This is a genomic window from Paenibacillus sp. B-A-8 (assembly GCF_048572915.1).
Classification (GTDB): Bacteria; Bacillota; Bacilli; order Paenibacillales; family Paenibacillaceae; genus Paenibacillus_AQ.
Genome location: NZ_CP183882.1, coordinates 3,507,315 through 3,520,287, shown reverse-complemented (window position 1 = coordinate 3,520,287; position 12,973 = coordinate 3,507,315). Strand labels below are relative to the sequence as shown.

The window sequence follows — 12,973 nt, the reverse complement described above, 5'->3', positions numbered from 1 at the left end:
GTTCAAAGTGTAATCAACCAAGATGTACTCTTCGTGACGAGAATATGAACGGAATATGAACAAGCCAAAAAGAAAGCAATCTCTAAATGCATTGAAATCAAAACTAAAACAACCTAAGGCATGCACCCTAGGTTGTTTCAATCGTATGATTCTACATATGTTGTTACATATGCAGCCCTTGAAATACTTCGTACAAGACTTAAGCGCTCATCTCATTAACGGCTGACGGTTACCTTGATGGTATCGCTTAAGGTCTCTCCCGCTGCATTGACCAGCTCCGCCCGGTATTCATACATGCCGGAAGCGCGGCCAGTGACATCAGTTGTAGTGCTCTGCGCTGCTGGCGTGTTGGCGTTTAGCGCTTGCGTGTCAATTAGCTGCCCGTTCTCGTAAAGGCGGTACTCGGTGGCGTTAGTACCCCACCACAGATTCATCGTTACTTTATAAGAACCGTCTCCGTCCCAGTTGTCATGGGCCAGAACCGGCTTGCCCGGAGCGGCGTCGCGTATCGTCACCGTGAGCGGCTGGCTCTTAGTTGTGCCATATTTATTGGTCAGCTCCGCTGTGTAAACATAGTTGCCGTTCGGCTTGCTGTGAAGCACTGTGCTTGTCGTCTGGGCGGACGGTGATACATCCTTCAGCGACTTGGAATCGATCAGCGTGCCATTCTCATAAAGCTTATAGCTGGTAGCGTTATTGCCCCACCAGAGGTTCATGGTGACGGTAAAGTTGCCTTCACTGAGTCCATTACCGTAGCCGCTGTTCGAGGACAACACCGGCTGACCAGGCTTGTCAGTTGCGAGTGCAGCTCCGCCAGTAATTTGGAACTTGTAGCTCTTTTCGGTAGTGTTGCCTGCGGCATCGATCACGACATAGCTTACAGTATGAAGCCCAACAGCCAGCTCCGCAGCGTTCAGCGTCTGTCCGTCGGTTATGGGCTGTCCATCCAGTAGAAGCTGTTTGGAGGTTACGCCAGACAGGTTATCTTCGGCAGTCAATACAAACTTAAGCTGGGCTTCCTCATCCACATCGCCGACCGCATGACCAGACTCCGTCAGCTCCGCTGTCGGTGAAACCGTGTCGATATTAAGGTTCAGTGACTTGGTTTCTTCCGCCTTCCCCTTGTCCGAAACCGCATGGTAAGTCAGCGTATTCTGTCCGTCTTTGCTTACGGCCAACGGAGTGCTGTATATGGCTTGTGCGGCGCCATTCAACGAGTAATAAACTTTTGCTGTATCGGAGTCGGCCTTCAGGGTCACTTCGGCGGGCTGGTTCAACCAGCCAGCAGCGTTCGGATTCACCGACAACGTCGCTGTCGTTACCGGAGCCGCCTCTGCTTCCACCACGCTGAAGTCTCCGAGACTTCTAGGCTTGAGCTGGTATACGCCTTTGAAGATCGCGGCTACGCCCGTAATATTAAGCTTCTGTCCTTCCGCATAAGGGAAGCTGTCCTTTGTGATACCCGTCCGGACATCTACTCGGATATGATTGCTTGTCCCGTCATTGGCGACGGCGTCAAATTCAAAGGAACCGCTTGGCGTTGCGGTGATGATATTCGACACTTTCACGTCATTAAGCTTGAGCAGCTGACCTTGATTGGTATCGTTCACCGCTGGTGCGGCAACGGGCTCAGGCAGCTCGACTGTGCCGGTCTTCTCGATCTGTACAACATCGGTCAACTCTAGCTCCGAATTGTACAGCGCCGTGGACGCAGTTACCTTGACCGTATCACCGGCATGGTAGCCACTTTGGCTCTGGTAGACATAAAGACCGCCGCTCTCATCCTGCAGATAAAAGGTTTGCCCGCCGAAAATACCCGGCTCAGTCGTTACGATTCCCTCAACTGTCACCAACGACCCGACTATTTTGGTTCGGGCTTCGCCGATGGAAACGGTCGCCGGAATCGGATCTTCTTCGTCCGGAAGCGGTTCTGCTGGGACGTTACCGAGCGTTACCGAATCGGTCTTCAGGTTCGTTCCGTTCTGGCGCAAGCGCAGGTTAGATGCAGCCGTGGTACCCGGTTTGATCTGCACGGTCAGATCTTTGTAGGCATGGCCATTCAGGTCTGATGTCAGACTAAAGTTGGCGCTGTAACCATAGCTGCTCGGCCAAGTGCCGTCGCTGTTCTGGATCTTGGCGATCTGGGCTCCGCTGCTCACCTGGTAGATGCCTAATTGGAAGCCTGATACGCTGGTATTGGCAGGCAGATTATCTGCGCTGACACGAATCTGGAAATCCTGTGCGTTCGGCAGTACAGTCTGGTGTGTGAAATTGTACACCGCACTTGCTGTAGCCGCTGCTCCGCCGTAAGAACCTGCCTTGAAGGTACTGCGGTCATACCATTTATAACCGGCGTTCGGCGCGGCCCATGGCTCTGACTGCGGTTCGGTGGAGAGTGCCGGCTCTTCGAACGGATGCAATTGTGTAGGCTGATCCAGCGTTAAGCCACTTACCTGGGTGAAATCTGTATAGCTCTCCTGTTCGGCGAGCCAGTTAACGGTGTTCACCAAGAGCTCAGCATCGTCAGCTTCCTTGAAGCCGTCGTAAGTCGTTTTCTTGGCACCGGTATCCTCGCGCAAATATTTTGGCGTGGCATCCTCGACCGGGGAGGAGTCGCCGATAAAAGCGGCTTTGCCGGCTCCTTTTTTCGCCACGGCTACGTAAGGACCTTCCGCTACGCCGCCGCCATTGTAGACGCCTTGGTCCACTGCGTTGCCCCAAGCATTGTTGGTTTTAGGCAGATAGACGATGCCCTTCGCCCGGGTTGGGTCGAGGATTGCCAGCGTAGAGCCGGCATGCATGGCTACACTTGATACTCCTGCTGTAATACCGAAGGCTTGCTCGGGAGCCACGATGTTGTTTGCGTTAATGTCACCGAGCGCATTGAAGCGGAACCGGACGCCGAACTCATCCGCCAGCCAATCGGAGCTGACCACGCCTTGCATGGCTGCAGAGCCAGCCTCATCGGTGCTCATGCCTTTAGCCGGGTTATCCCAAGCTCCACGGCGGTACCCGTTGAATGCCTCGCTGCCGTCCCAACGGTTCTTATTGCGATCCGCATTGTAATGATCGCCGATGAAGAAGATGCTTCCGCCGTTTTCCACGTATTCCGCCATGGCTGCCTGTTCGCTGGATTTATATGGAATGTTAGATTCGGCTACGACGAAGACATCATAGCTGGAAAGATCGCCTAGCGTAATGGGAGTGGTCTTACGAAGTTCCTTGACATAATAGCCTTCTTGCGCAAGTGCATTGCCAAAGTCGGAAAAGGCACCGTTGATAACCCAGTCGGCCGCCCCGGCTGTCTGCGCGTGAGTATTGTCGAACAGAATTTTCTGGCCTGAATGCTCATTGACCACTTTGGCTTCAATAAATGGTGCGGGGTCACTTGGCCCCTCAGCGTATATCGCCGAGTCGGCTCCGAATGCGAACAATTGCAGAGGTACGGCAACAGATGCAACCAGCATGCTATTTAGCAGCTTCTTTTTCCAACTTGAATGCTTCTTCTTCATATCCTTCCTCCTTAAGAAATAGATCGGCGGATTTTTCCATAATTGTCCACCGCTTTCGTCTAATATGCTATCTCATAAGGGTTAAGAAAAATATATATTTATGTAAAGTGTTGTAAATTTATACTTTGGGCCTATACAGTGGGTGAAAACAAGGTCGAATCTTGGAAATAAGCTATGAAAAAAGTCTTAGTGATACTGGAGTTTTGGTCCGGGACGTCCTAAGCGTTCAAACAGGAATATCGTTCTTATTATTCGGAAAGAACTGCAATAGAAAAAAGGTACGGAAAAACATCACGTTTTCCGTACCTTTTTCTTTTTAGAACTTATTGGACAGCCATTTCATTGTTAAATCCCTTTTATCTTCATTGATGTAAATAAATATTATACAGAACCTGTGCAGCTTCTGCTCTTGTTGTCTCGCCTTTAGGGCTCAGGTGCCGTTATTCATTGCTTCTGGATACCCGTCACCGCCGGAGAAGCTAGCAGACGGGGTGGCTGTCAGCGCTGCGTTTTGCAGCCCTGCATTTACGACATATACAGTGGTTCGTACTTCTAGATCGCTGTCTTTGACTGTCCCTCTAGCTTCGAATTCACCTGTATTCGCATAGCTGTCAGGATCAATTACATCCCACTTAGTCTCCCTCTCCATGAATCCGTAATCTGATAGAATATTCACCTGGGCGGGAAGTATCGGGGATATTTCTTTCTTTGTCACTAAGCTAATTGCCCGGTAAGTGTCGTTGGTGTCTTCTTTAAGCTCAATCGTTACATCCTTACTATCCTTCTTATCTTCGTCTGCCGCTGTGAAGGTAAACACATAGGTGCCTGCCTTACTGACGCGCGCATATGCCGTTGCTTTGTCTCCTCCTACAAAAGTAATCTCTCCAGCACCATCAGGCTTTTGCTTAACGGTCCATGCATACGACAAAGTAGGTTCAAATACCGCACTGTGCACTGGATCAGGTATTGCCTCGCCGGATAATACCAGATTACTGTTATTCGTAACATCCTGAGTTACAGTCACTTGGCCAATTTCCGGCGGCAGTTTCTCAGGAGTTGCTGCCAGTTGAAAGGTTACTTGGCCGGAACCCGTTTTCTGTCCGTCATTGGCAATGAGCTCGACCGTATATGTGCCTTCTTTTGTACCGACTGCCGCACCAGCGGCGAAGGAAATTACATGCTGTATAGCATAGGCATACCCGCTGTCGGCGCCGGCAAAATTATGCACGGTTACACGGTCGTCATAGGTATCAGATAAAGTCTGGTATTTGTTATTCCAAGGCATGGGCAAACCGATATCACCGAATTCAATATATTTTCCGCTTTTGTTCTTCACGGTGATTTCCCACAGCATCGAACCGTCTTGGGTATCCATATCAAATACGGACTTCACGTCAAAGCCTTTCATTACGCGCTGGGCTGTGGAGTCCAGGTTCTGTCCGATAAAGTTGACTTCCACTTTCTTACCGTCTCCTGAGGCTGTTTTCGCAATATAGGGATTATTAGGATTGATATCGGAGTATTTTGTTGATCCGCCGGCCGCAAGCGTTTTATTGGTATCTACCTCTAGAAAGCCCTCTCTGTTGTCAGGGAATTGTTCACTGTCACCAGTACGATAAGAAAAAATCATTTCGCCCATCCATTGGTGCTGGATATTGTTTTGAGGGATTGTGTCGTTAGGCAGAACAAAATTGATAGGCTCTCCGTTTTTATTGGTAGGGTTATTATTGATATACAGTTCTTCTATCTGACCTAAATCACCGACTTTCGCAGAAAGGCTAGTATTCGCTATATCATTTTTTACTGCAGATACTGTGGCCGCGGCGCTAATCTCCATAGGAACCGATTGAAAAAACAACAGCAGAGCAATCGTAAGTGGCCTTAGTTTTTTAGTCATCATTTACTTCATAACCTCCTGTTTTTGTACTTAGTAATAAAATTAATTCAAGTATTTTTTACTCCTTTCTTCCATCCCATTAATAGAAAGCGCTTACTTAAGTGTATCATCCGTAGTTTCACTGAAAAACGAATATAACAACCAATATTTATAAAATTCCACACTTTTTTCTCTTTGCAATGTACTTATAGCAAATTTATTGTGCCGAAATACAAGAATCAAAAAAATCCCCTCATGTATACAGGAAGAGTTCACGATCACGTGATCTCTTATAGCCCTGTCTAACATGAGGGGACTTTTGGCTAAAAGGCAGGCTTTGCTTGATGCAGCGCATGCTTCATTCCATTATTTATTGAAATTAATCTTCTCCGAACCATTCTCAAGAATGATCGAAGTGTCCCGCGGCTTTGTTTCCGCGATTTTGCGCCCAGCTCTGAACGAATAAAGAACTCCGGCCTGTTTACGAATGGTCTCATACTCGTTCTCTGCTTCAAGAACGATGAAGTTGGCAGGTTTACCTTCTTCAATGCCATACATATCCTCGATATTCAACGTTCTTGCGCTATTTTTTGTAATAAGATCGATTGAATTTACGATTTGGTCGTATCCGAGCAACTGAGAAGCATGAATGCCCATGTGGAGTACCTGAAGCATGTTGCCTGTACCTAGCGGATACCATGGATCAAAGATATCATCGTGACCGAAGCATACATTAAGTCCGGCTTCCAGCAGTTCTTTGACGCGAGTTAATCCTCTTCTTTTCGGATAAGTGTCAAAGCGTCCCTGCAGATGGATGTTAACCAGAGGATTGGAGACGAAATTTAGGTCAGCCATCTTCAGTAATCTGAACAGTTTGTACGTATAGGCATCATTGTATGAACCCATCGCCGTTGTGTGGCTTGCTGTCGTGCGGGAGCCAAACCCGCGTTCGTAGGCTTCTTTGGCTACAACTTCTAAGAAACGGGATTGCTCGTCATCGATTTCGTCGCAATGGATGTCGATCAGGCGGTCGTACTTTTCAGCGAGGTCAAACACAACCTTCATCGAATCGACGCCATATTCTCTTGTAAATTCGAAGTGTGGGATACCACCCACCACATCAACGCCCATTTTCAGCGACTCTTCTAGTAATTCTACGCCATTCGGGTAGGAGTGAATACCTTCCTGTGGAAAAGCGACAAGCTGGATGTCAATGAATGGTGCCATTTCTTCTTTCACTTCAAGCATCGCTTTAACGGCGGTCAAGCTTGGATCGGTGACGTCTACATGTGTTCTTACATGCTGGATACCCTGCGCGATCTGCCACTTCAGTGCAGTTTTAGAGCGTGTTTTAACGTCTTCGTGCGTCAGGAAGGCTTTACGTTCTGACCAACGCTGAATGCCTTCAAATAGTGTTCCGCTCAAATTCCATTCCGGCTCACCAGCTGTTAACGTTGTATCCAAGTGAATATGAGGTTCAATGAACGGCGGCAGCACAAGTGAGCCGTTAACGTCAATTACTTCCTCATTCGCAGTTGATTCCAGTGACTGCGTGATAAGCTCAAACTTCCCATCTTTCACTACAATATTCCATAAACCTTCTTTACCCCGCAATTTTGCGTTTTGTATAATCATTTAAATTCCCCTTTTCTTTGGATTTTCTCGCAGAAACGATCAGCATCAACACGGTATATACAACCGCTGTTCCGATAAGTGCATTGAGTGGTGTTATTCCTGGAGCCAGCTGGGCAAAGGCCACACCGATAGCCCATGCCACCATCGCTATCCAGTTTACATTCTTGAAAGTCATGTCGGCAAATGGTTTATAGTTTCTGCGCTTCACAATAAAATAGTCTGCGATGATGATAGCTCCGATGGACGGTATCGCTGCGCCCAGCACATTCAAGAAACCGACGAAGTTGTTGTACATCCACATGGCAAATACTGTACCTACGATGCCGTTCACAATAACGAAGAACTTTTTCGATATTTTAGTGATATTGGCAAAGCCCAGCCCGGAAGCGTAAAGTGCATTATCGTTGGTCGTCCAGATGTTCAGCCCCAGAACGATGATTGCAGGAATGAGCAATCCTTGCAAGAACATGACTTCCGAGATATCAGCTAGATTGTAAGCCATTGCGCCGACTGCGCCGAATAGGAACATAAGTGAGTTCCCAAGAAAGAACGAAATGACAGTGGCTGTAACCGCCTGCCGGGACGTCATTGCAAACCGGGCAAAATCGGGCGTCAACGTTCCGCCGCTAATGAATGACCCGATACAAATGGTCAATGCTGCTGCTGCGGTAAGCGACTCTGTTGGTGAGTAATCGAGCAACCCTTGCAGACCACCCAGCGTGTTAACTCCTTCGAACACGGAGTAACCACCGAGAATTGCAATGGCCGGAACTGCTATATAACCCAGAATGACGAGCGACTTCATGCCGAAGATGGCTGATGCCGTCATTGCGAGACCAAACACGAAGATCAGAAGGTACACATTCCAGTCCATCGCTCTGGCGACCGGTACCGCGAACATGGCTACACCGACACCGAACCATCCTACCTGTGTGAAGCCAAGCAGGAAAGAAGGAAGGTACGATCCTTTTTCACCGAACGCATATTTTGCAAGCAAATGCGTGGAAAGACCTGTTTTGGCAGCGATATGTGCCAGAGCTCCCGTATAGATGCCGAGTGCCAGATTACCGGCAAGCACGATTCCAATAAACTCCATGAATGTCAAGCTGACCCCTAACGTTCCTCCTGCCAACATGCTTGCGGAAAAGAAAGTGAACGCCAACATGACGGAAAACGTCTTCCCAAAATGATTTCTCTGCGTTTTCGGCACCGCTTGCCACGAAAACTCTTGATCTTGTTTACTCATCAGAATACCCCCATATAAAGTGTCCTGATACCAAAAAAGCAGAAACAAAAGAGGCTACTCGTCAAATCAATCTGACAAGTAGCCTCTTTTGTTCATCATAACCCGCGCGAAGACACAGAGCATCCCTTGACGGAATATGCCCTGATTCTTAGCTGATTATAAAAATCCGCTGTCCTTGTCAGCCTCTCTGGACTGAATTAAAGGTACCAGTATTTAATTACATTCTATTATTTTAGAAAAACCTTTGGATGTCAATGTCATTAATATCCATTGATTAGAATCTTCATTTGAAAGCTGCACTCGGAATTTTTAATAGGATGATGTCGACCACGCCTTCCATATGGCACTCCGCATCTATTAAACTATTAAGTAGTGCCAAGTAATAAATTCACAATTGTATCAAGTTGAAGCTCTAATGAAAATGGGTCCTCCATTACGAATTCATCATGATAGTTATCACCATATAAATAAACTTTGCCATTTTTCACTGCAGGTATGCCTTTCCAAATGTTACTTTCCATTGCTTTTTTGGTTGCATCAGCATCGCCGTTATATACAAAAACATAATCACCTAAGTATTCTGGAAGAACTTCAAGTGAAATCGATTCAAACCCTTCCGCCATATTTTTTGCGTTTTCTGTTGGAGGCAGCTGCAGCATATTGTAGATAGTCGAAGATCCATAGTTTCCGCCCTTTGCCGCTAAGACGTATACTGCTTTTTCTGAAAATGAAACAACCGAGACGGTCTCCCCTTCCTTGATCACCCCGGATAGTTTTGACTTTGCTTCAGCTACTTTCTGTTCGTATTCCGTAATCCATTCTTCTGCTTCTTTTTCTTTTCCAAAAATCTTGCTTACACTCCTAAACTTATCAAGCGGCCCTGCTGTTGTTAACCCCTCCCAATAAGGCAGAAAAACAGTCGTTCCAATTTTCTCATATTGTTCTATATTTTCATCGATTGAGCCGATAATTAAGTCCGGATCTAGCATCGTTAATTTTTCCAGGTTTAAAGGGAAATTTCCTAAATCTTCAATTTTGTCGATCGTTTCTTTGGGAATGTCTGCCTTTTCCATCCAACCTTCATCCAGCATAAACGTTCTTACACCGATTGGAACTATACCTAATTTCAATAAATGTCCCATATATTGATCAGATGCCACTCTTTTCGGCTCTGCGGGTACTTCTACATCTCCCTTAGGTGTTGATACTATTCGGGTTTTCAAAATTTCTTCTGATTTTGTTTGATTTACGTTTCCATTCCCTGCGCTTTGCTCCTTCGCAGCTGTGCCCGTCCCGCTGGAGCAAGCACTTAATAATAGAGAACCGCAAAGCAGTAAAGCTGCCGTCGTCTGAGATTTTGTCATTTTAAACATATGTAATTCCCCTTTATCCGTATTATGATAATGATTATCATTATTAATATACTGTTGAACGATGTGTTCAAAAATAGAGGATGTGGGGAAGTTTGATGGATTTTCAACAACTCGCTGTATCTCTCTTGTTCTAAAATGTGCAGGTGAAGCTCCCTTTCTTTTCTTGAAAATTCGGCTGAAATAATAAACGTCATTATAACCAACGCTTGCTGAAATTTCCCCCACAGAAGCATCTGTTGTCATTAAAAGCTTTGCTGCAAGATCAAGCCTAAACCAAATTAAGTAATCAATCGGACTCATACCTGTGTACTCTTTAAACAATGATGACAAATGATAAGCACTAAAATTAAATACTTCCGCAAGAGAATCTAATGTGATAGGCTCCGCGTAGTACTCCTGGATATAGGTGATTACTTGGACTGCTACACTTGTTTGTTTCACCTCAGTCTCTTTTCTATGTAACTCTGTTAATTGCTGATGAATGAATTGATAAAAAAGTGATTTTACGTTGAGTCTCTCTTCTTGCTCGTTCCATTTTTGATACATCATTTGAATTTTGTTATAAAGTAAAATGGGTGCATCAGGGGTAAAACAATATTGTGACTGGAAGAGATCCTCTTCATGAATCCATGCACGGTAATAAATGATATAGTAAACAAATTTTTCGCTTGTTGGAACAATATTGAGGGTCGCCCCTTTTCCGCTATGCAAAAATTGATATCCTGTAAAAGAAAATTCAGACCGATCTAACTGAACTTGAGCACTTCCATGTACCGATAGTAAAAATATGTTGGCTGGAATCTTATATTTTTGAAGTATTTCGCCTTGCACCATTTCAATATGGCGTACGTCCATTAACTTGACCGTCGCTTGATCCCAAAGAAATATTTGATTGCTTTTGTGCATAATGATTGCCCCTCCGTTATCTTTCTAATGATAATCATAAATGATAACCATTATCAATAACAGTCGAGATATTTATTTGAGCTCCTCTTCGCAAAATACTTGTAAATGATTACTAGCCAGAATAGTGTTAAAATATGGGTAAAAAGGATAACTAATTTGTAACAGGGAGAACAACTATGAAAATGAGATTCATAATGAATACAATCTTTGTTTTGTCACTTGCAATTCTAACTGCGGCAGCAGCTCCTGCAGATGAAGTCGACTACCAAATCTTCATTAAAAAACAGAGGATTTCGGGAGATATAACTGCTGTTAATGAGTCAAATACTACACTGCTGCCCGCTGCACCTTTCTTTAATGCTTATCACTTTAAAATTAAACCTCAGGAAAATACCAAATTGATTATAGTGACAGATGGTTATACCAAATTAGAATTTGAAATAGGCAATACAACGGCTTACCTTAAAGGTATGAATCCATACACAGAACAAGGATATGGAGATGATGGCTTAAAAGTGAAACTCGCTGTGGCTCCAACAATAATAAATGACCGAATATATTTACCGATCTCTCTTATCGCCAAGAGTCTGGGTTTACATTATCAAATTGACAAACATGAAAAGAAAATTATTTTCTATTCAATTCCAAAGAAATCTGCATGATTATGATCCTTAATCTTTATTTCTTCCGAAATCTATTTCTATGTGGCTTTTGATTTACTCCCAAACATAAACCTTCTCCACACAAACTCAAAGTGTCCATATTTATGTCCGTGACTACAATTCATTTCTTCGGGCATTCAATACTTATTGAAACAACACATTACAAAGTAATAATCATCTGCTAAGCCGATCCAGAAAGGATCGGCTTATTTTTAAAGTTTTCCTAAGGTCAATCTTGTCTGTTCTCAACAGATTTCATGCGGTTTTGATCGTCAGGCACTCGGTCATTACTGAATTCCTGACCTGCTTCTACTTCACCATGGCCGGAAGCACTTCGAGCAAAATTTGTGAACTGCCTTTTTTGCTCATCTAGCTTATGTTTACTTTTTAGAAGCTCTTGCGGATCCAGATTTGTCATAATGCTATCCTCCCAAAATGGAATTATGCTGTTTATTCGCACTATAGAAGTTTTCCATAATAGAGCGGTGCTTATGCAAGAATTTCTATAACTTTAGTCAAAACAAGATATTCTAAAACTACGATCCCGACGCAAATCATTATAAAAAACTGAAGTCTTGCCGTATTCATTCTATCCTTCCAATACTCTCCTCGGAATAATGAAATGATGTTAGGTGTAAAAGTATGTCTAACTGTTTCGTTATAATCATCATTATCCGCAAAGAACACGCGAAACAATACCTTATATACCGGAATATTTAAGAACAGTAGAAAAATGATTATAACAAGTTCGAGTCTCAATGTACTCTCCTCCCAAGATTTATTCATCCTAATTTTACCACACGAATAACTGTAGAATTTGGGAAAGACATTATTGAGCAAGATTACTTTCAGTTGTGTAAATCATTATTTATGCTCCAAACACTTACAATTTGTACTTTCTATTTCTGTGAAGACAGCTTTAAATGAATCATCAATTCATTCCATTAATACCAATTTAAAAACTCCGCGCAAAAAAAAGGCGTATCCCTAATTGGAATACCCCTCTTTAAGCTTACCGTCTCACCCTTCGGGCAAAATCAACGAATTGAAATTTATCCAGCCGGTGTCTGGACTCGGTATATTGGAAAAGCACTGTATTCTCCAGATAAACATAGTTTCGGACTACTACAATATGTGAGAAGCCCTTCAAATCAAGTAATCGATGATCCTCCTCGGTTGAGGGCTCAACGGATATCAGCTTCTTCGCATAACTGATTTTAAGCCCCAACTCCTGCTCCAGATATTCATAGAGTGAGCCTTCAGCGATTTCCTCGTTTAGGAATGGAACAATATCCGCTCGGAAATAATCCTTATCCAAAATGATCCGATCTCCTTCAATCTCTCTGGCACGAATTACTTTCCAAACCAGGGTTTCAGGCGGAATCTGTAGATGTCTGGCGAGCGCGGCGCCTGCCGGCTCACTTATCGTCCGGTCTACCAGTGTCCGTGAGGTAGTACCCAGTGTATCGGACATCTCTTTAAATGATATCAAACCGGTAATGGGGAAATCCATTCTCGTCATGTCAAGCACAAAGGAGCCTCTGCCCTTGATTTTGTGAATGTATCCTTCACGGAACAAGAGGTTCAGTGCTTTGCGAACGGTTTCTCGTGAAGTGCTGTAAGCTTCAGCAAGTTCACTTTCGGAAGGCAGCTTGGTTCCCGGCAGCAGTTGTCCAGAATGAATTTGGTTGCTGTACTCATTATAAATTTGCAAATATTTATTTTCTCTCAATTTTGATCACCGCCCTTTATTGTATCACGTC

The 12,973-nt window shown here is 44.5% G+C and carries 9 protein-coding genes; 1 reads left to right on the top strand and 8 read right to left on the bottom strand.

The window, feature by feature from the left end:
• Positions 1-215: 215 nt before the first annotated feature.
• The 5 genes from ACN6MV_RS15525 to ACN6MV_RS15505 all read right to left on the bottom strand — a co-directional run bounded on the left by ACN6MV_RS15525 (position 216) and on the right by ACN6MV_RS15505 (position 10,548).
• On the bottom strand, positions 216-3,512 hold the full coding sequence (locus tag ACN6MV_RS15525) for a chitinase N-terminal domain-containing protein (protein ID WP_419884320.1): 3,297 nt from the start codon (positions 3,510-3,512) through the stop codon (positions 216-218).
• Between the two features lie 430 nt (positions 3,513-3,942).
• Positions 3,943-5,412, bottom strand: coding sequence for a hypothetical protein (locus tag ACN6MV_RS15520; protein ID WP_419884319.1), 1,470 nt, complete (start codon positions 5,410-5,412; stop codon positions 3,943-3,945).
• A gap of 342 nt (positions 5,413-5,754) precedes the next feature.
• Positions 5,755-7,023, bottom strand: a complete 1,269-nt coding sequence (locus ACN6MV_RS15515; RefSeq protein ID WP_419884318.1) for a cytosine deaminase — start codon at positions 7,021-7,023, stop codon at positions 5,755-5,757.
• Positions 6,992-8,269: a cytosine permease gene (codB, locus tag ACN6MV_RS15510; RefSeq protein ID WP_419884317.1), complete on the bottom strand. Its 1,278-nt coding sequence runs from the start codon at positions 8,267-8,269 to the stop codon at positions 6,992-6,994. The genes ACN6MV_RS15515 and codB overlap by 32 nt, the downstream gene beginning before the upstream one ends.
• Before the next feature lie 365 nt (positions 8,270-8,634).
• A complete protein-coding gene (locus ACN6MV_RS15505; protein WP_419884316.1) occupies positions 8,635-10,548 on the bottom strand; it encodes an AraC family transcriptional regulator in 1,914 nt (637 codons plus the stop codon).
• 176 nt (positions 10,549-10,724) lie between these two features.
• Between ACN6MV_RS15505 and ACN6MV_RS15500 the strand changes: the two genes are divergently transcribed.
• On the top strand, positions 10,725-11,210 hold the full coding sequence (locus ACN6MV_RS15500; RefSeq protein WP_419884315.1) for a copper amine oxidase N-terminal domain-containing protein: 486 nt from the start codon (positions 10,725-10,727) through the stop codon (positions 11,208-11,210).
• 229 nt (positions 11,211-11,439) lie between these two features.
• Here the strand turns inward: ACN6MV_RS15500 and ACN6MV_RS15495 are convergent, their stop codons facing one another.
• The 3 genes from ACN6MV_RS15495 to treR all read right to left on the bottom strand — a co-directional run bounded on the left by ACN6MV_RS15495 (position 11,440) and on the right by treR (position 12,942).
• Positions 11,440-11,628, bottom strand: coding sequence for a hypothetical protein (locus ACN6MV_RS15495; RefSeq protein ID WP_042127876.1), 189 nt, complete (start codon positions 11,626-11,628; stop codon positions 11,440-11,442).
• A 71-nt stretch (positions 11,629-11,699) separates the two neighbouring features.
• On the bottom strand, positions 11,700-11,969 hold the full coding sequence (locus ACN6MV_RS15490) for a hypothetical protein (protein ID WP_375102992.1): 270 nt from the start codon (positions 11,967-11,969) through the stop codon (positions 11,700-11,702).
• A 253-nt stretch (positions 11,970-12,222) separates the two neighbouring features.
• On the bottom strand, positions 12,223-12,942 hold the full coding sequence (gene treR, locus ACN6MV_RS15485) for a trehalose operon repressor (RefSeq protein ID WP_419884314.1): 720 nt from the start codon (positions 12,940-12,942) through the stop codon (positions 12,223-12,225).
• Positions 12,943-12,973 lie beyond the last annotated feature (31 nt).